This window comes from Wolbachia endosymbiont (group A) of Clivina fossor (assembly GCF_964026865.1).
In the GTDB taxonomy this organism is placed as follows: Bacteria; Pseudomonadota; Alphaproteobacteria; order Rickettsiales; family Anaplasmataceae; genus Wolbachia.
Map to the genome: position 1 here is coordinate 646,959 of NZ_OZ034707.1, position 20,278 is coordinate 667,236.

Genomic DNA, 20,278 nt, shown 5'->3' on the forward strand with positions numbered 1-20,278 from the left:
ACCCTGAAAGTCGTGGTTTTGTGGTGGTTAAATTCCACTTTCCCTAGACATCGGGGATAATGTATATCTCACATTTTAAAGGGTGGCAACCTTTGGGATGCAAGCATGAGATAAAAGCAGGTAACACTAAACCTCATGGTGAATCCCTGCAAACAGAGTTAGATATGATTACGAGAGGAACCTATGTTTGAATTGTCGTCAAAGCATAGTATGCGAAAAGAGGTTGAACTACGCATAGACCAAAATGGTACGAAGCAAAAGGGGAACTAAAGATTGAAGACTTTAGTTATTGATGTTCCCAGCTTCCGGCAAATAGTAGGAATCTAAGTTTAACGTGAAACGAAGCCATGGAACGGAGTAACCACATAAAAGCTCTTATATTCATAAAAATATAAGTAGGTAGCCAACCACAAGCTGCTATGTGGAAGGATTGTTTAAGAAGCTAATGCCCAAAGTAATATCTGGGATACGCAGACGTAAACACTTTAATTTGGAAGGTAAAGTGGTGAATAGTAGTGAATATGTTATGGACCAGCAAAAAGCTAGGTATGAATGGAATGGAATTCCTTGGCGAAAGCTGAAGAAATCTTCATTTAAGCTACAAAAACGAATTTACCAAGCTTCTAAATGTAATGATATCAGAAAGATGCATAATCTTCAGAGATTATTACTCAAATCAACAAGTGCAAAAACACTCGCTGTTAGGAAAGTAACACAGGACAATAGGGGGAAGAAGACTGCAGGTATTGATGGAAAGGCTAATCTTAATCAAAAAGAAAGATTACAACTATCATATTCTTTAGATATAAAAGAAAAAGCAAAGCCATCAAGACGCGTCTGGATCCCAAAACCTGGTAAGCCATCGGAGCATCGCCCGCTTGGTATACCTACTATATCGTGTCGAGCAAAACAAACACTTGTAAAAATGGCTTTAGAACCAGAATGGGAGGCAAAACTTGAGCCAAACACTTATGGTTTTAGACCTGGTAGATCATGTCATGATGCAATTGAAGCCATATTTGATGTGCTAAAACAGAAAACAGCATATGTATTAGATGCTGATATTTCTGGATGTTTTGACAATATTAACCATAATAAACTGCTTGAAAAGCTCAATACCACACCAACGTTAAAGAAAATCATAAGAGGATGGTTAAGGGCAGGCGTTATGGAAGATGGAAAGTTTCAATCCACAAAACGTGGTACAATTCAAGGAGGGACGATCTCACCGTTGCTAGCTTGTGTTGCATTACACGGATTAGAGCAACATATCAAAAAAGCATTAACAAACGAACTCTTTCAATGCATGAAAAGAAAATATGGTAGGATATCGCATAAAAATGCGCAAAAGTCTATTAGTGTAATTTTCTACTGTGATGATTTTGTCGTCATACATGAAAGTGAAGAAATTATTCTTAGGGCAAAAGTTCTAGTTGAAGAATGGTTAAAAACCATTGGATTAGAATTAAAGCCTTCTAAGACAAAAGTTTCTCATACATTAAAAATCATTAATGGAATAAAACCAGGATTTGATTTTCTTGGATTTTCAATAAGACAATATCCAACAAAAGAAAGTAAGAAAGGTTACAAATTATTAATAAAACCAAGTCGTAATTCTATAAAGCAGCATATATTTGCTATTAAACATAAACTTAGAGAAATGCGTGGGGCGCCACAGGAAGTAGTAATAAGGAATCTCAATCCAATCATTAGAGGGTGGAGTCAATATTACTCTTCAGTAGTTTCATGTAAAATCTTTAGCTCATTGGATAATACTATACATAGAAAGCTCTGGAAGTGGGCAGTCTTTAGGCACCCAAACAAAGGGAAATGCTGGATAAAAAGAAAATACTTTAAAAAGTATAATAACGATAACTGGCGTTTTATGACAAGTAACAAGATACATCTTATTATACACAGCGATCATGTTATTAAACGACATATCAAAGTGCAAAAAACCAGATCTCCATATGATGGTGATTGGGTTTATTGGGGTAATCGTCTTAGAGAAATACCAGATAAGCCATCAAGAGTAATAAAACTATTGAAGTTACAACAAAGTAAATGCGGTAATTGTAGACTATGGTTTGAAAGTGATGATATAATAGAAATACATCATAAAGACCGGAATAGACGAAACAATATGATCAAAAATTTATCTTTGTTACATGGGCATTGTCACGATGAATTACACAGGAGGTGTGCATGACAAGCACCAAATTAGAGAGAAGCCGTATGAGGCGCAAAGTCTCACGTACGGTTTTGAAGTCGAGTGAAGAGGGGCGACCTTCTTCACTTAGACAACAATACGCAGAAGAAACAACAGAAGAGGACTTAAAAGAGATAGCAGAAAAAGCGCCAATAATAAAGCTAGCATATGATGAATTAGACAAGTTTCGTTGGAACGAAAAAGATTTAGTAGCTTACGAAGAAAGAATAATGGATCTACGGAAAGAAGAAGCCATTCTTGAATACAGACTTGATCTTGCTGAAGAGAAAGGTATACAAAAAGGTATAGAGAAAGGGAAAATTGAAGGGAAAATTGAAGTCGCAAAAGCAATGCTGGCTAATAATGTTGATGTCAACACTATTGTCAAGTTTACAGGCCTTTCTATTAGTGAGATTGAAGAATTAAGTGGAAATCTGTGAACGGTTACCTATATGTTTTTGCTGGCAAAAATTCTCTAATGGTCTTAAATAAAACTTTCAGTGAGTGATTGTCAGACATGTTGTGCTCTGCTGATTTCATCAAGTATACTTCAACATCGGTTGACTTAATTTTTTCAGCTAAATTCAATGAAGTTTGATAAGGAACATCTTTATCATTAATGCTATGCAATAAGCGCACAGGACAGTTTATATCTATTGCTTCTCTGTTTAAAAGAAGGTTCTTTCTGCCATCTTCGATCAAATTTTTAGTTATTTTGTATGTACAATGCTCTGAAGTAAAATCTATTACACCTTTAGAACCTAGTTCTTCTTTTTGCTTGCCTGACAATTGCTTGAATATCAAATCTTCAGTAAAATCAGGAGCAGACGATATGCCGATTAATGCTGCAATTTTTTCTGGAAATTGAAGGGCAATGAGCAGCATCAGCCATCCTCCCATACTTGAACCTATAATTATTTGTTTATCGCTAGTTAATTCACTTATCACTTTAGCACAATTTTCTTGCCAATCACTTATCGTGTAATCAATAAAATCACCACTTGAATGACCGTGACCAAAATAATCAAATAGCACAAGTGCTATATCGTTTTCTTGGCAAAATTTGTAAATAGCAGTTGCTTTAGTTCCATCCATATTAGATGCAAATCCACCGAAAAAAACTACAGAAGCTTTCTTTCCTTGTAGCTTTCGATATGCTATGTGACCATTATTTCCATCATTACAATAATCCATACTACTTTGGCAAAGCAACCGGGTTATCACTCAATTGACGCAAATAACTAACTAGATCTGCAATTTCTTGTGGATTGGAAATACCTGCAAATGCCATACGCGTACCTTTTATATAGGCTTTTGGGTTCTTTAAGAAAGCAAATAGCTCCTCATACCCCCATTTTCCACCTCTTTCAAGCACTGCTTTTGAGTAATTGAATGAGTTACCAAGATGAGCCTTTTTGTTTCCAACTACGTTCCATAAGTTTGGTCCTACTTTATTCATTCCACCTTTCTCAAAACTATGGCAGGCTATACATTTCTTCGCTGCTGACTTGCCTTTTTCAAAGCTAGCATTCTGCATGAGCGCTCCAATATCGAGCGCCACTTGCTCGATTTTTTGCTGGAACTCATTGTTACCAGCAGCTACTATCGTTTGGTGTTCAATCTTATATTCCTCTGGACTATACAGCATATCAACTACGTTGCTGACTATCATAATGATTAGCCCAGAAAGTAAAATCGATGCTGCAATCTTATTAAGCTCCATAGTTAATTTTTATCAATTAATGTTGCTTAAATTATGCAAATATTTTCGCAAATAGCAACCAATTACCTTGAAGCTCGCTAAAGATGAGAGTCTCTAGCTACAAATATTAAGAAATTTACCAAATGGAAAAAAAGGCAAAAGAAGCCCCGTGGTTGGCTAATTACTTACATTATACTTTCAAGTATGGCGTTTTTTTATTCTAAACGCTTAATAACCGCGATTTAGCTGCTTTTTAATGCAACTAACCTTTAGTCATAAATGTTTAAGAAATTTACCAAGCAGAAAAAAAGACAAAGAATACCCGAGTTAGCTAATCTTTTACTATCTTTGTCGAGTATTGGCATTTTTTGATGTCTTGTAACGCTTTGTAAGCGCGTTCAGCTTATTTAGATAAAAATCTAGATGTAGATGAAGTTTTGTAAAGACATACAGTATCTATATACTGCAAAAAATTGAACATAAGACGCCGATACATTAAGTAATCCTTACCTTTTAATCTGCAGATTGGCGAAAGCAAATACAATAGCTTCACTGTCATGATAAGGGGACTGGCGGAGTTTGTCAAGTGGTTTTTGTAGCTCTCATGGTTTTTGGATTCTAACGTCACACGCTGGGATGATACCAGTTGTTACTCAAACAACAGTTATGCAAGAGATCTGATTACATCTAATACCAATTCCTAAAAATAAATAGACGAATAAAGAAAAATTTCTAAAATAGAATAATTTAAGAATTAGTGGGGAGTTATGGCAGGAAAAAGTAAAGCAATAGGAGAAGAATTATATAATAAGTGTAACCTGGAATTAAAGAAGCACGGCATAAGAGGAGAGATAGGAAGAAGATTACAGGCAATAATATCTGCAAAAGAATATGGAATAACAAAAGTTGCTCAAATATACCGAATTACTAGAACTACATTGATGAAGTGGATTACAAGATTTAAGGAAGGAGGAGTCAATGCGTTTAAAATACAACCAGGACGTGGAGTAAAGCCGAAGTTGAGCTACAAGCAGCAAGAAGAAATTAAAAATGTCATAGCAGAAGAAGGAGCCAACCTAACGGCTAAGAAATTAAAAATCATAATTGAGAAAATGTTTTCTATTGAGGTAAGTAAGTCTACAGCACATAGACTGATGCAAAAGTTAGGTTTTTCGTATATTACTCCAAGGCCTGTGCACAATAAACAGGATAAAAATAAACAAGAAGAGTTTAAAAAAAAATCTTAATGAAACTATTGTCACGTATCCCGAAAAAGAGCTATTTTTCTTCGATGAGTCGCGGTTTGGCACACATTCAAAGATTGGACACGGGTGGTTTAAAAAAGGCATTAGGACACAGGTTAAGGTAAAATTAGGTAGGCAAAACTTTTATCTCTATAGTGCAGTTAATCCTAGAAATGGAGAGAGTTCTAGCTTATTCGTACCAAACGTCAATACTGATTGTATGAATATATTCCTTGAGCAGATGTCACAATATTTAGGAACAAGGGAGGCATTTCTTGTTGTGGATTGTGCAGGATGGCATAGATCCAAAGGTTTAAAAATACCACAAAATATTACCTTAATCTATTTACCTCCATATTCACCAGAGTTAAATCCAGTAGAGCGTTTATGGCAATATTTGAAAGACAATCTCATTAAAAATAGAATATATGACTCTGTTAGTTTATTGGAGGATACTGTATGTGCATTCATTCGTAATATTACGGAAAGTTCGATCAAAACCATTTGTTCTGTGAGTTATTTGCCTACTTATTTATGAGATTTGGTATAAGCTAACAATGGACCACTAGATATATTACTAACTACGTTGACCTGACTCAATATTTTATTAGTGGGATTGAAATAATTTTCTATAAATTCCTTATATATAGCTGTTAATTTGTGTATATCATTTACTAATACGCATTCGTTTATCTGATGTGCGGTTTTGTTGATTATACCAAATTCAATCACTGGACAAACATCTTTGATAAACGCAGCGTCAGATGTGCCACCACTTGTGCTCAGCACAGCATCAATACTGGTAACTTTATTTATCGCATCAAGCATAATATCAGTATTTCTATCAGGAGTAGAGAGGAAAACGTCCCTGCTGCTATGCATAGAAAGTTTATAATCGTTAGTTACACTGGAGCATATTTCATCAATCAGCTTATATAAGCCGTCAGGTGTTTGTGTATCGTTATATCGAATGTTAAAACGTGTAGTTGCTGAACTAGGTATTAGATTGCTAGTATTATTTCCAACATCGATAGTAGTAACTTCGCAATGTGAAGGCTGAAAATATTTATTACCATGATCAAAAGTAGTATTTTTTACCTTACTCAATATCGATATTACCTTATATATTGGATTATCTGCTAGGTCTGGGTAGGCAACGTGTCCTTGTTTTCCATGGCAAATTAATTTAAATGTTACAGAACCTCTTCTGCCTATTTTTATGGTATCACCTAATTTCTCACTACTGGTTGGTTCGGCAACTACACAAAAATCTATCTTTTTTTGCTTACTTTTCATCCATTCCAAAACTGCCTTTGTTCCATATTCTTCCGTGCTTTCTTCAGCACTGGTAATCAATGCACTTATCGAACCATTAAATTGAAACTTTTCTGCAATTAAATTTGCCATAGCAGCAATAAATGCAGCTATTCCGCTTTTCATATCAGCTGCTCCTCTTCCATATAGCATTCCATCTCTAACTTCTGGATTAAATGGACCAAATGCCCAATCTTTTAACTGACCCGGTGGTACAACATCAACATGCCCAGCAAAGCACAAATTTGGTACTCCATTTATATATTTCGCATAAAGATTTTTAACTTTAGTTCCATCATTACCAAATTCTAAAATCTCACAGTCAAAGCCACTTTTCTTGAAGATTGTTGCTATATGCTCTATTGCCCCGCCGTCCCTTGGTGTTATACTCTCAAAAGAGATCAATTTCTTAGTTAGCTCTACAGGGTCAATTTTCATGTCAATCTTAAAATACTTATATTGCTATATTGTAAACACTCTATGCACTATTTAAAACAAATATTACATCAAGCCGAACAAACTTTTCTAAGGGAAGTAATAACAGATTACCACCTTGCTGATGATATCTATAAAATATGCACACGACACGGAAATGACATCTTTCTAGTTGCAGATGAAAATACAGCAAAACTTTTAAACAAAAACGTATTTAATAAAATTTCTCACTTAATTATCCCGAGCAATACCATTAGGCCTCTTGCAAAACCTCATATCATTTCGGATGCTCCCTACATTTTATCATCCCAGTCCTCCGAGACTGGGATCCAGGAAAAAAAATCAGCGTCACGCGCTGGAATGACACCAACCATGGGTACTAATCTTTCACTTGCCTCTCTTGAAACCATAAATCTAGTTAGAAACAAAGCAAAAGACAGTGACTTAATAGTTGCATTTGGTAGCGGCACCGTTAACGACATCTGCAAATATGCAAGCTACCTCGAGAAAAAAGATTATATATCGTTCCCAACAGCCGCTTCCATGAATGGATATACATCCGCAAATGCTTCAATATTAGTAAATGGATACAAAAAATCGTTCAAAGCACATCTTCCAAGAGCGATATATATAGATATAGACATACTTACCAATGCACCACTGCGCCTCACATTAAGCGGATTTGCAGATTTCATTTGCCGTTCGACAGTTCAGGCTGACTGGCTACTATCTCATTTGTTGCTTGGCACAGAATACAATGAATTACCTTTTACACTTGTTCGCGATTTGGAGCAAATTTTGCTAAGAGAGTATACGGCGCTTACTAAAAGAAGTAGAAAAGTGGTCCTATTACTTATGGAAGTTCTACTAATTTCAGGACTTGGAATGGTAATATCAAAAGGCAGCTATTCTGCAAGCCAAGGAGAGCATATGATAGCTCACGCAATGGAAATGGTAACAAGAGATCATTCCTCACTACATGGCGAAAAAATTGCTGTTACGACGATTACCATGGCTAATTTGCAGGAAAAGATATTATCAATACAAAACCCGATTATCAACCCGACCACTTTAGATGTAAAACATATAACTCAGTGCTTTGATAATATCGAATTTGTAAGAACTTTTGAACAGAAGCAAATTATGCAGCAAAAAATCCAAGAGATTATTTGTAAAGAATGGACTAATATTTCCAATTTAATTAAGCAAAATTTACTACCTGCAAAATACCTGCAAAAAATATTTGAAGATCTATCAATTCCGCACTTACCAGAGCACCTCAGTTGGAATAAAGAACAATATTGTAAAGTGGTCGATCTTGCGTTTGCAACAAGAGATAGATTCACCTTTCTTGACTTAGCTAATTGCATAGAAGAAAGTTAAGTTTTGTAGTGAAATTCTGTCATTTAAAGAGATCATAGGCCAAAAGCTAAACCCTTTTCACAATCTCTTATCCATTTTCCTCTAAACTGTACACCTAAGTGGATATACAACTGAACGTAACCATTCCAAGTAGCTGACACTGGGTCGCACTACTTCACCAATAGCACTATCTTGCTAAACATAGTTTAGTTCGAGTGGCTGAGGAGGGACTTGAACCCCCGACCAAGAGATTATGATCCTCCTGCTCTACCAACTGAGCTACTCAGCCTAATTGAAAACCTTGCTATATATGTGACCTACATGCTTTGTATAATATTTCAAATCAAACAAAGATTCAAGTTTTTCCGAGTTAATAACCTTAAGTAAAGGTTTATCTTGTTTCAGTTCGGCCAGAAAATCACTGTTGTTTTGTTTCACTTTCATTGCATTGCTCTGAACAATTTTATACGCCTCTTCCCTCGCCAAACCACTATTTACTAACTCAAGCAATACACGCTGTGAGAAAACTAAACCTTTTGAAGAATTTAAGTTCTTTTCAATGTTTTCCTTATTGATTACCAATTTATCTATCAAATCTGTTAATCGCACTAAAGCAAAATCCATTGTTATACAAGCATCAGGAGCAATGCATCTTTCCACAGACGAGTGTGATATATCACGTTCGTGCCACAATGCAACATTTTCTAACGCAGGAAAAACATAACTGCGTATTAAACGTGAGAGTCCCGTCAGATTTTCACTTAAAATAGGATTACATTTGTGTGGCATAGCAGAGCTTCCCTTCTGCCCAATGGAAAAATGCTCAGAAATTTCGCCGATTTCAGTTCTTTGCAAATGACGAATTTCAATTGCAATATTTTCTATTGAGCTTGCAATCACTCCCAAAACCGAAAAGAACATGGCATGTCTATCACGAGGAATGACTTGAGACGATATGGTTTCAGGTATGAGTCCCATTTCTTTTGCTACATACTCTTCAACAAACGGATCAACATTTGCAAAATTACCTACTGCACCTGATATTTTACAAATTGAGATCTCTTTTTGCGCGCTAATTAATCTCTGATAATTGCGTTTAAATTCAGCATAAAATCTAGCAAATTTTAATCCAAGAGTTGTTGGTTCTGCATGCATTCCATGACTGCGCCCAACACAAACAATATCTTTATAGTCCTCAGCTTTTTTTTTCAATACTGCAAGTAAATTTTTTAGATTCCCGAGTAAAATATCACATGACTCTTTCAACTGCACCGCAAGGCATGTATCCAAAACATCAGAACTTGTCATTCCATAGTGGAGATAACGAACATCAACTCCCGCTTTTTCAGCAACATATGTCAGAAAAGCTATAACATCATGTTTTACAATGGATTCAATTTCGTTGATACGTTCAATATCAAATTCAATAGCACCAGAGAGCTTCTGAGCAACACTATTTGGAATCACTCCTAACTCTGCTTGAGCTTCACACGCTAATTTTTCTGTTTTAAGCCATATATTAAATTTATTATTTTCCTCCCAAATGGAAGACATTTCTTTTTGGCTATAGCGCGGGATCATTAAATGATCCCCGTCTTATCTTTGAACATGCTAGATCCCAGTGTCACGCACTGGGATGACAGAAAAAAAAGGCACTGGAATGACAGGAATAGTTGATATATTTTATTCACTGTTATTTGTATCTTCTTGCTCCACTGCTTCACCTTCTTGTTGCTCAGACTTCTGATTTTGCAACTTTACTTGCCTTAATTCATGCGCATCTGTTTCGGATTTCACGACGTATATAGTAATTGGTACTACTACTTCACTATGTAATTCTACGTTTACTTGGTATTCACCCAAGTTTTTGATGCTTATTCCACCAAAAGATAAACTACGATGATCTATCGCATGTCCTTCTTGTAGTAAAACTTTCGCAATTTCACGTGTTGTTACAGAACCAAAAATTTTACCATCCTCTGAAGCTTGCTTTATCAATACCACAAACTTATCATGTAGTGACAATGCAAGCTCTTTTGCTACATTTAATCTTTTTATATTCTCTTCTTCCAGTAATAAACGTTGCTCCTCTAGCTTTGTTAAATTTTCCTTGGTAGCTTTCACCGCTTTTCTTTGTGGAAAAAGAAAATTACGTGCATAACCTGGTTTAACTTTGACAACTTCACCAAGCTTACCTAAAGTCCTTATATTTTCCTTTAAAATTATCAACATAAATTACCTAAACTTTTTTAGTACAGTAAGGAACAAGAGCCAAAAAACGTGCCCTTATGATCGCTAAGCGTAACTTCCTTTGTTTTTTTGCACATACGCCTGTTAACCTTCTAGGTAATATCCTACCATAGTCAGAGGTAAACTTGGATAATAAATCTGTATTCTTATAATCTATGTCTTCATCTTTAGACGTAGCAAGAGGGCAAACTTTAGAACGCCTAAAGCCAGTCCTATTATTTACAGATACGTAAGAATTATTAAAACTATTTCGTCTTTTCATCATTATGCGTTTTGCTCCTCAATTTGTTTATTCATCATATAAGATTTACCTTCAAAAAATTTATCAACCTGCACAGACAAGTGGCGAATAACGTTCTCATTAAGTTTCATTCTACGCACAAATTCATCCAGAATGTTTGCAGTAGAACTTATGCACATTATACAATAATGACCGCTCTTCATCTTATTTATTGGATATGCAAAATCCAAAAGACCCCAATGTTCATACTTGATTAATCCCGATGCTTCAATGTTTTCCAAAAGCATCTCCAATGCTTTGCTCGATTGAGTTGGACCGTTTATTCTAAAATCTTTCAAAATATCTTGAAAAATCTTTATTAGATGTTCTGAAATATTTCTCTTCAAAGCATTTACTGCATTATGGATAAACGCACTTTTAGTAATTTGCTCACTGCCTCCTAGAAATTTTATAAAATCTTGCGTTATTCCTAAATCTTTTAGGTCATCTTTCAACTCTTTATCGATTTTTGACTTCACTTCTTTCAAATTTGAAAGATCTTCTTCCAATTCAACCCATAAAATTTTTGTAAGATCTTCCAAGAAATCAGAGTAAGCAACTAGACCTTCTTTAATGTTTTCAGCACGCGTTTCTAACTCTTGTTTTGTAAGCGTACTATTTTGCCTTTCCATAAGACTCTTGATCTTCTGGAAAATAACATCTGCTTTAATATTTTTCAATGAAACAGCTAGCTCTTGGACCATCTCCTCTACTTCTTGCTGTAATAATCCTTGTTGTGCTATAAAAGTAAATTCATAAAGATTCACTATATCTTCCTTTAATACCGATTAAATATTTCATTATATAAAGCTTTTTTATATAAGCAAGTTATTTGTATTAATTTCTACGCCTTTAATCCAGCTTAAATTAGATATTTCATAAATAACTTGAGGAGCAATTGAGTATGCACCTGGTAATAAGATGCTCACTTTATGTTTTTCGAGAAGAAGTTTTAGCATTATTTTGGTTCTGCCTTTATCTTTCAATATTGCATTTAATTCCATAGCGGCTTTTTGCGAATCCGTGCACTCAGTGGTGAGAACTAATTCCTTTATTGTAGAAGCGATTCTTTTTGTAAACTCAGATATATCCTTGCCTGCTAATCTTGTCGTATTTTCCGAAGCTTCAAGATCAATTATCACAAATGTTCCTGGTGAAAATAAATCTCTTTTTTCTTCTATTATTTCATTATTATAAAATGCTATTTCAGAAACGTTATGGGGATCAGAAAGTGTGAGTATAACAAACCTTCCACGCTCTGAAGTTCTCATACGTGCATTTAATATTACCCCAGCAGTTTTTGCTGTTCTATTTTCTCCGATAAACCCAATATTTAACTTTTCCAGAAGAATTCTAAATTTTTCAAGTGGATGATTAGTTAAATAAAATCCTAGTGAAAATAACTCATGCTCTAATTTTTCCTCTTCATCAAAATTTTCCACATTCTCAAATTTCGGTTTGAGGACATCAAGACTACCAAACAAAGCAGCTTGACTTGATTCTCTATCCTGTTTGTTTTTATTTGCAAAGTAAATCAGCATGTCCATTGACTCATATAGCTGCTTTCTGTTCTTATGCACGCTATCGAATGCTCCGGATTTAATCAGGCTTTCTAGCGCTCTCTTATTTATTATATGACCTGAATTTTGAATGAATTCCCATATGTCCTTATAAGCGCTTGAACGTACGTTCACTATTCCCTCCGCTATAGAAAAACCAACATTCCTTAAGGCAGCAATACCATAACGTATGCGTTCGTCCTCTATTGAGAATTCAGCTTGAGACTTGTTTATATCAGGTGGAAGAATGGTAACGCCACTAAACTTTGCTGCATGATAAAATAAGTTCAATTTATCTCTATCATCAATATTCAGATTCATTAGTGCTGTAAAAAATTCTAACGGATAATTAGCTTTAAGGTAAGCCGTTTGATAAGATATAACCGCATATGCAGCTGCGTGAGATTTATTAAATCCATAACCAGCAAATTTTGCAACAAGGTCAAAGATATAACTTGCCCTGTCATAATCAACGCCATTCTTTGTTGCCCCTTGGATGAAAAGTTCACGTTGTTTATCCATCTCTTCCTTAATTTTCTTACCCATGGCACGTCTCAGCAGATCTGCTTCCGCTAAGCTATACCCGGAAAGAATACGGGCTATTTCCATCACCTGCTCCTGGTAGATTATTACCCCAAATGTTTCTTTTAACACTCCTTCAAGTAACGGATGAATATAATCTGGCTTTTCAAGTCCATGCTTTCTTGCAACATAAGTTGGAATGTTATCCATAGGTCCTGGACGATAAAGGGAAATTAAAGCGATAATATCTTCAATGCAATCTGGCTTTAATTTGATTAAAGCTTCTCTCATTCCCGAACTTTCAAGCTGGAACACTCCAATTGAATCACCGCTAGAGAGCATCTCATAGGTTTTTTGATCATTCAAAGGAACTGAAGAAATATCGATCTTTTTTTCATCACGATTAATTAAACGACATACATGATCTATTAGTGTTAGCGTACCAAGTCCAAGAAAATCAAATTTTATTAACCCAGCTTTCTCCACATATTTCATGCTGTATTGAGTGATTGGCAGAGCCGAATTTGGATCGTAGTACACAGGAACAAAATTTTCCAACTTTTGATCACATATTACAATTCCAGCAGCATGAGTTGAAACGTGACGATATATTCCTTCAAGCTTTAGTGATATATCAAGAAGCTTTGCAATTACCTCATCACTATCCCGTTCTTTCTGCAGGTTTTGATCAAACTCTATCGCTTGCGATAAAGTTACAGGATTTACTGGATTAAATGGAACCATTTTAGATATTTTATCCACTTGAGAGTAAGGCATTTGCAATACTCTACCAACATCACGCAATACTGCCCTTGCTTGCAATTTTCCAAAAGTGATTATTTGAGCAACATAACCGTACTTTTTCTGAACATAATCAATAACCAGGTCCCTTTTCTCTTGGCAGAAATCGATATCAAAGTCAGGCATTGATACACGATCGGGATTTAAAAACCTTTCAAATATTAGGCCAAACTTTATTGGATCAAGGTCTGTAATCTGTAAGCTCCAAGCAACAATTGATCCAGCACCAGAGCCTCTTCCTGGACCAACTGGAATGCCATTTGCTTTGCTCCAGCGGATAAAGTCAGAAACTATTAGAAAGTAACCAGCATAGTTCATTGAAGTGATTACACTTAGTTCATAATCTAACCTGTCGTAGTATTGCTCGAAATCGATATCATGTTGTGTGTCATCATCTGGTTTGGTGTCATTCCAGCGCGTGACGCTGGAATCTCTCTGGATCCCAGTATCAAGTACTGGGATGACAGTGGAGGGTGTTCTGGTGACAGAAGAGGATTTTGCAATACGCAGCTTCAATCCTGCAACTGCCTGCTCCCTCAGTTCTTCATTCTCAGTTTTATTTTCTCGACAAGGAAATTTAGGCAAGATAGGCTGCCTGCTTCTTGGCATGTAAGAGCACCGCTTAGCTATCACTAAAGTGTTATGAATTGCTTCGGGAATGTCGCTGAACAGTTCCTCCATTTCTGCCACAGATTTGAAGTAATGCTCGGTAGTTAACTTCTTTCTGTTATTCTCCAGGGCATAACTCCCCTCCGATATGCACGTTAATATGTCATAAGCTTCATAGTCAGACCTATTTGGAAAAAACACATCGTTCGTTGCAACCAGTGGTATATTGCGCTGATAAGCAAAATCTATTAAAGCTTCTTCAAGCTCTAGCTCTTTATTCAGCCCATGACGCTGCAATTCAACATATAAATGACCATCGAATGCTGAAAGCAGTTTTTCAACCGTTTCTTTATCTTGCCCCAACAATAGTTGAGCCAAACATCCACCGGTTAAAGCGATCAGACCCATACTTAAATTCAATAGCTCATCAAAATCAACGTAAGGAATATCGCTGTTATTCTTGCGCTTTTTAAAAGACTCACTCACCAAAGTGACTAAATTAGTGTACCCTTGCTCATTTTTTGCAAGCAATAATATAGGTAAATTTTGTTCTGAATGTTTAACTATAATATTGCATCCTATTATTAGCTGTATTCCCCTACTTGCTGCATATTCTGAAAATTCGAGCGAGCCAAACAAGTTGCCTGAATCAGTAATTGCAACCGCTGGCATTTTATTTCGCAAACAAAGGCCTATCAGCTCCTCAATTTTAACCGAGCTTTCAAGCAGCGAATAAACACTATGAACACGTAAGTGTATGAACATAAAAAACTTTAGATCAACAAAAAAGGATAACATTAATTTACCCATGAGAACATAATTTCATGAAAACAAAAGCTTATAAAATTCTAAAATTAAAATACAAAAACTTCCTTGACAAACTCCGCCAGCCCCCTTATTATGATAATAAGGGTATTTATGACTCAAAACTTGTTTTTGATCTGCGCAGGTTCAACAACAAAAATTCAGTAAAAAACTCAGGGTATTTATTGGCGGATTAGATAAAATTATAGCGGCTGCATGTCTTTTTTATTTTTTCTACATTCAGCCAAATCGCGCTTAAACTAAGCGTCAGCACATTATTACAGCGCCACTTACAGTAATATAGAGTCAAAACTCGCTACTCGGGGCTTCTTTTGCCTTTTTTTTCGTTTGGTAAATTTCTTAAATATTTATGGCTAAAGTAATTTAGGCCTACCGACAACCGTCATCCCGCTACGTATTAGCGGCTAAGAGATACCGCGAATGAATCGCGGTATGACGGTTCGCGGTGGCATCTCGTCATCCCGCTACGTGTTAGCGCTTACTATTACCCACAAATAAAGACATGGTATTGTATTTACTCAAATAATTTAATTTTATTAACCTGAAAGCTTATTGGATTAAAATTATTAAATTAAGAGTTATAATTTTAGCAACTAAAAGCTGTAAATTGCACCATATAAACAGTTATTTCAAGCAAAAGTTATGCCATTAAGAGCTATGCAACAAACATTTATATTTGTGGGTAATAGTAAGGTGTTAGCGGGATCTAGAGATACCGCGGCGGTATAATGGTTAAGTAATTCGTCATCCCGCTGCTTGTTAGCGGGATCTATGCTAAGGAGATACCGCGGCGGGACTCCGCCAACAATATTGCAATAAACCTGAAACTTGAGAAGACTATTTCTCGAAAGCTTCTACAAAAAGAACGGAGAGTTGAATTTATTTATAGAGCTAATGATCAAATAACCATATGTCTCGATGAATAATATATGGTAGAGCTCATGGGCAACAAAAAATTAATAGTTCGGATTAGTTGTAGTTATGAAGTAAATCGATTAGCAGAGTTGTATCTATTAGATGCATATGAAAAATTAGTGTTAAGTAAACCAATAAAAGCGAGCAAAAAGGAAGAAAACTCTGAATATAAGAAAGTAGATTTGAGGACGGTAAAATGGTAACAGTTAGTTTATATGCAAGAGTTTCTTCAGGTAGGCAAGCACAAGAAGATACAATAGCAAGCCAAATTGCTGCTATAGAGAATCAAATTAGTATGGATGGACATAAATTATTAAATGAATATAAATTTATTGATAATGGTTATAGTGGTTCTAACATAATCCGTCCTGGTTTGGAAAAATTACGTGATAAAATAGCAGAAGGTAACATTGATAAGGTTTATATTCATTCTCCTGATCGTTTATCTCGTAAGTATGCATATCAGATGATATTACTTGAAGAGTTTAAGAAATTAGGAGTGGAAGTCATTTTTTTAAATTATCAAATTAGCGATAATCCAGAATCTCAATTACTATTACAAATGCAAGGTATGATAGCAGAATACGAACGTGCAAAAATCATGGAACGAAGTCGTCGAGGAAAGATTTATGCAGCAAATAAGGGTTGTATAAGTGTAATGAGTGCTGCTCCTTATGGCTATCGTTATATAAACAAAAATACAGAAACAGGACAGGCCTTATTTGAGATTTATGAAGAAGAAGCTGAAGTTGTTCGTAAAGTATTTTCTTTGGTAGGAAGAGAAAGAGCCAGTATAGGAGAAGTATGTCGTAGGCTAAGTGCTATGTCCATTATGACGAGAACTGGAAAAGAGTATTGGGATAGGGCTGTAGTTTTGAGTATGTTAAAAAACTCTGCTTATAAAGGACAAGCAGCTTTTGGTAAAACAAGGTTTGGCGTAAAACTAAAACATATAAGACCGAAAAAAAACTCCTGCGAGCATCCAAAAGATAATTATTCTACTTATCCTGTTCCAAAAGAGGATTGGATTTATATTAAAGTACCTAGTATAGTAAGCGAAGATTTATTTGAAATCGTTCAAGAACAATTAGCTGAGAATAGAAAAATAGCAAGAACAAGACAAAGAGGAGCAAGACATTTATTGCAAGGTTTAGTAGTATGTAAGCTTTGCAATTATGCATATTATGGTACTAGCACTGCAAGGAATAAGGAGGGGAAAAAAACTAATAATCAGGTATATTATCGTTGTGTTGGCACGGATTCATACCGTTTTGGCGGTAATAAAATGTGTAACAACAAATTAATTCGTACAGATACATTAGACATGGCTGTGTGGGAAGAGGTGAAACATCTATTAAAAAATCCGAATAGAATATTAGAGGAGTATAAACGTAGACTTTCAGAACTTACCACTAGATCAAAAAAGCGCTTTGCTTGAAACACAAGAAGATAAATTAAAACGAGGTATTGCAAGGTTAATTGATAGTTATACTCAAGAATATATTGATCAAGAAGAATTTGAGCCAAGAATTAAAGCAATGAAACAAAACTTAAAAATGGTTGAAGAACAAAAGAAAAAGATATTTGATCAGAAAAAACTCACACAAGAGTTAACTCTAGTAGTAACAAATTTAGAGGGGTTTTCCTCTAGTATTAACTCAAGTCTTAATAATGCAGACTGGCTAACTAAACGTGATATTATTAGAACGTTAGTTAAGCGAATTGAGATTAATTTTGAGGATGTAAACATCGTGTTTAGAGTAAAAGAGCTTCCAGACTCTTTTCATATGGAGAAAAATCAATGCTTGCAATGTTGTTGTAGGGGTAGGTATGACGGTTCGCGGTGGCATGACAATAACTTCGTCATCCCGCTGCTTGTTAGCGGGATCTATGCTAATACCAATTCTCAATAATAATGAGACAAATGAAAAAGAGTGCTTTCCGCCTATAACTGGAGGTTTAAGTGAATTTATCGTATATTCTATTTGTCTTCCCAATAACGAAGTTTGGTATAAGAGATACCGTGACGGTATGACGTAGAGCTACGTGTTGAGGTTTAATGAATCCACTATTTTTTTTATTTGAGAAAAAACATACTCTTTGCTTACACTGGTGTCGATAATAAAGTCATTCATCTTCCTTTTCTCCTCAATAGATAACTGAACATTGAAGATTAAATTTAGCTTTTCTTTATCTATGTTGCGTTCGTTAAGTCTTTGAGCTTGCACAACGCTATCTGCATAGATAAAAATAATAAGGTCACAGTATGAATGAAATTTTGTTTCTAATAGAAGTGGCACATCTAAAACTAAAAGCTTTCTATCGATCTTTTTTTCCTTGGCAATAAAAAATTCTAATTCACGCAGCACAGCAGAGTGAACCAAAGATTGAAATTGTTTCCAATTTTCATCGTAGGCTAAGAAATATTTAGACAGTACTGTTCTACCTATTTCACCATTTACTACCACTCCAGGAAAATTTTCTTCTGCATAACTTATTATGCTTTTATCCACTTTATAAAGTTGGTGTACAACAGAATCAGCATCAAACACAGCAGCACCAAACTCTTGAAAGCAATTAGCTACAAAGCTCTTTCCTACCCCAATTCCGCCTGTTAGACCTATGATCATATAGCAAAATACATTAGACTTCTTTCGAAACTATATTACAGTAGCTGCTGTGTCTACTCAAAACCCAAATTTAGCTATGCAGAGGCTCTGATGATATAAGAAAAAATAAACAGCTATTATTTTTTTAGTAATTAAGTAAAATAGAGTGAAAGATTGCGAGGAAGTTTTGAAAAATAAGATAAAAAAGATAGTAATTTCAGGAAAGGAAGTGTGGCCAATCATTGAGGGCGGCAAAGGCATCGCAATCAGTGATGGAAGGTCAAGTGGAGCATTTGCTGCAGCAAATGCTGTGGGTACGTTTTCTGGTGCAAATGCTAAGCTTATTGATGATAATGGTGAGTTAGTGCCGCTGATTTACAAAGGCAAAACAAGAAATGAAAAACACAGTGAATTGATTGAGTATAGTATTAAAGCTGGAATCAGTCAGGCAAAAATAGCGAATGAAATATCAAAAGGTCATGGAAGAATACATATGAATGTGCTTTGGGAGATGGGAGCAGCAGAACGCGTGCTTCATGGCATATTAGAAAAAGCAAAAGGCTTAGTTCATGGTATTACCTGCGGTGCTGGTATGCCTTATAGGCTTGGAGAAATTGCAGCTAAATATCAGGTTTATTATTACCCTATTGTCTCATCGGTGCGTGCTTTTAAAGCATTATGGAAGCGTACTTACCAAAGAATATCTTCCTGTTTGCTTGGTGGAGTAGTGTATGAAGATCCATGGCTTGCTGGAGGGCACAATGGACTCAGTAACAGTGAAGACCCAGAGCTACCACAGGCTCCATTTGAAAGAGTTGCAGAGCTTAGATCTTTCATGAACGAGATCGGTCTTTCAGAAACACCAATTGTTATGGCAGGAGGAGTGTGGCATTTGAAAGATTGGGAACATTGGTTTGACAATCTGCAAATTGGACCAATAGCTTTTCAGTTTGGCACTCGTCCACTTTTGACGAAAGAAAGCCCAATTTCTGCAGAGTGGAAAAAGAAGCTACTCACTTTAGAAGAAGGTGATGTATTTTTAAATAAATTCAGTCCAACAGGGTTTTACTCATCTGCAGTAAAAAATAACTTCATATGTGAGTTGCAGAAACGGAATTCACGTCAAATAAAGTTTTCAGAAAATGCCAGCGAAGAATTTAGTAGTGAATTTGCAATGGGTAGCAGAGGTAGGAAGATCTACCTTACTTCAAAAGACAAAGAGCTGGCAAATACATGGACTAAAGCAGGGTATACAGAAGCAATGAAAACTCCAGATACAACTGTTATTTTTGTGACGCCAGGCAAATTTGCAGAGATAAGACAAGATCAAATCAATTGTATGGGATGTTTGAGCCATTGTTTGTTTAGCAATTGGAAGGATCATGGTGACCACTCAACGGGTTGGAAGCCAGATCCACGTAGTTTTTGCATACAAAAAACACTGCAAAACATCATACATGACGGTGATATTGAAAATGAACTCATGTTTTCCGGGCACAACGTGTACAAATTTAAGCAAGATCTGTTTTATGAGAATGGCTACATACCAACAGTAAAAGAACTGCTTGAAAGGATATTGACTGGGTATTGAGTCAGGCTCAAGTTGACAAGAGGACGTTACTTTGTTATAATAAGTATTTAT

The 20,278-nt window shown here is 35.6% G+C and carries 17 protein-coding genes, 1 tRNA gene and 1 pseudogene; 9 read left to right on the plus strand and 10 right to left on the minus strand.

What is annotated here, in order from left to right; genetic code table 11:
* Positions 1-421: 421 nt before the first annotated feature.
* Both ltrA and AAGD99_RS03415 read left to right on the plus strand, forming a co-directional pair.
* Positions 422-2,209 carry a group II intron reverse transcriptase/maturase gene (gene ltrA, locus AAGD99_RS03410; RefSeq protein ID WP_341822236.1) on the plus strand — a complete coding sequence of 596 codons (1,788 nt, stop codon included), beginning with the start codon at positions 422-424 and terminating at the stop codon, positions 2,207-2,209.
* A gap of 95 nt (positions 2,210-2,304) precedes the next feature.
* Positions 2,305-2,649 (plus strand): annotated as a pseudogene (locus tag AAGD99_RS03415) (Rpn family recombination-promoting nuclease/putative transposase); the annotation flags it as partial.
* Between the two features lie 4 nt (positions 2,650-2,653).
* Here the strand turns inward: AAGD99_RS03415 and AAGD99_RS03420 are convergent.
* Positions 2,654-3,403 carry an alpha/beta hydrolase gene (locus AAGD99_RS03420; RefSeq protein WP_264735522.1) on the minus strand — a complete coding sequence of 250 codons (750 nt, stop codon included), beginning with the start codon at positions 3,401-3,403 and terminating at the stop codon, positions 2,654-2,656.
* Position 3,404: 1 nt separating this feature from the next.
* Positions 3,405-3,932, minus strand: coding sequence for a c-type cytochrome (locus AAGD99_RS03425; RefSeq protein WP_253309627.1), 528 nt, complete (start codon positions 3,930-3,932; stop codon positions 3,405-3,407).
* A 746-nt stretch (positions 3,933-4,678) separates the two neighbouring features.
* Here AAGD99_RS03425 and AAGD99_RS03430 point away from each other — a divergent pair.
* A protein-coding gene (locus AAGD99_RS03430) for an IS630 family transposase (protein WP_341822214.1) occupies positions 4,679-5,693 on the plus strand; the annotation gives its coding sequence in 2 pieces (ribosomal slippage) (positions 4,679-5,143 and positions 5,145-5,693; 1,014 coding nt in all).
* Here AAGD99_RS03430 and dapE read toward each other — a convergent pair.
* Positions 5,684-6,907: a succinyl-diaminopimelate desuccinylase gene (gene dapE, locus AAGD99_RS03435; protein ID WP_341822598.1), complete on the minus strand. Its 1,224-nt coding sequence runs from the start codon at positions 6,905-6,907 to the stop codon at positions 5,684-5,686. The two genes, AAGD99_RS03430 and dapE, sit on opposite strands and share 10 nt — an antisense overlap.
* A 42-nt stretch (positions 6,908-6,949) precedes the next feature.
* Between dapE and AAGD99_RS03440 the strand changes: the two genes are divergently transcribed.
* Positions 6,950-8,287: an iron-containing alcohol dehydrogenase gene (locus tag AAGD99_RS03440; protein ID WP_264735520.1), complete on the plus strand. Its 1,338-nt coding sequence runs from the start codon at positions 6,950-6,952 to the stop codon at positions 8,285-8,287.
* Between the two features lie 195 nt (positions 8,288-8,482).
* Here AAGD99_RS03440 and AAGD99_RS03445 read toward each other — a convergent pair.
* The 6 genes from AAGD99_RS03445 to dnaE form a co-directional block, all read right to left on the minus strand.
* Positions 8,483-8,555, minus strand: a tRNA-Met gene (locus AAGD99_RS03445).
* A complete protein-coding gene (gene purB, locus AAGD99_RS03450) occupies positions 8,555-9,847 on the minus strand; it encodes an adenylosuccinate lyase (RefSeq protein WP_341822599.1) in 1,293 nt (430 codons plus the stop codon). Before purB ends, AAGD99_RS03445 begins: the two co-directional genes overlap by 1 nt.
* Before the next feature lie 102 nt (positions 9,848-9,949).
* On the minus strand, positions 9,950-10,498 hold the full coding sequence (gene rplI / locus AAGD99_RS03455) for a 50S ribosomal protein L9 (protein ID WP_341822600.1): 549 nt from the start codon (positions 10,496-10,498) through the stop codon (positions 9,950-9,952).
* A gap of 7 nt (positions 10,499-10,505) precedes the next feature.
* Entirely contained in the window at positions 10,506-10,781 is a 276-nt protein-coding gene (gene rpsR, locus AAGD99_RS03460) for a 30S ribosomal protein S18 (RefSeq protein WP_064125330.1), read from the minus strand.
* A complete protein-coding gene (gene rpsF / locus AAGD99_RS03465; RefSeq protein WP_264731023.1) occupies positions 10,781-11,563 on the minus strand; it encodes a 30S ribosomal protein S6 in 783 nt (260 codons plus the stop codon). The genes rpsR and rpsF overlap by 1 nt, the downstream gene beginning before the upstream one ends.
* Positions 11,564-11,611: 48 nt before the next feature.
* Entirely contained in the window at positions 11,612-15,052 is a 3,441-nt protein-coding gene (dnaE, locus tag AAGD99_RS03470) for a DNA polymerase III subunit alpha (protein ID WP_341822601.1), read from the minus strand.
* Between the two features lie 1,001 nt (positions 15,053-16,053).
* Here dnaE and AAGD99_RS03475 point away from each other — a divergent pair.
* Genes AAGD99_RS03475 through AAGD99_RS03490 form a run of 4 tightly spaced genes read left to right on the plus strand, consistent with a single transcriptional unit; the run spans position 16,054 to position 18,067 of the window.
* Positions 16,054-16,230 (plus strand): hypothetical protein, encoded by a 177-nt coding sequence (locus AAGD99_RS03475; protein ID WP_182319925.1) that lies wholly within the window; start codon positions 16,054-16,056, stop codon positions 16,228-16,230.
* On the plus strand, positions 16,224-17,465 hold the full coding sequence (locus AAGD99_RS03480) for a recombinase family protein (RefSeq protein ID WP_341822336.1): 1,242 nt from the start codon (positions 16,224-16,226) through the stop codon (positions 17,463-17,465). The genes AAGD99_RS03475 and AAGD99_RS03480 overlap by 7 nt, the downstream gene beginning before the upstream one ends.
* A complete protein-coding gene (locus AAGD99_RS03485; protein WP_341822602.1) occupies positions 17,458-17,940 on the plus strand; it encodes a hypothetical protein in 483 nt (160 codons plus the stop codon). Before AAGD99_RS03480 ends, AAGD99_RS03485 begins: the two co-directional genes overlap by 8 nt.
* On the plus strand, positions 17,918-18,067 hold the full coding sequence (locus AAGD99_RS03490) for a hypothetical protein (RefSeq protein WP_309165904.1): 150 nt from the start codon (positions 17,918-17,920) through the stop codon (positions 18,065-18,067). The genes AAGD99_RS03485 and AAGD99_RS03490 overlap by 23 nt, the downstream gene beginning before the upstream one ends.
* Positions 18,068-18,069: 2 nt before the next feature.
* Here AAGD99_RS03490 and coaE read toward each other — a convergent pair whose 3' ends face one another.
* Entirely contained in the window at positions 18,070-18,657 is a 588-nt protein-coding gene (coaE, locus tag AAGD99_RS03495) for a dephospho-CoA kinase (protein ID WP_341822603.1), read from the minus strand.
* Positions 18,658-18,823: 166 nt separating this feature from the next.
* Here coaE and AAGD99_RS03500 point away from each other — a divergent pair, with 166 nt between their 5' ends.
* Positions 18,824-20,227, plus strand: a complete 1,404-nt coding sequence (locus tag AAGD99_RS03500) for an NAD(P)H-dependent flavin oxidoreductase (RefSeq protein WP_341822604.1) — start codon at positions 18,824-18,826, stop codon at positions 20,225-20,227.
* Positions 20,228-20,278 lie beyond the last annotated feature (51 nt).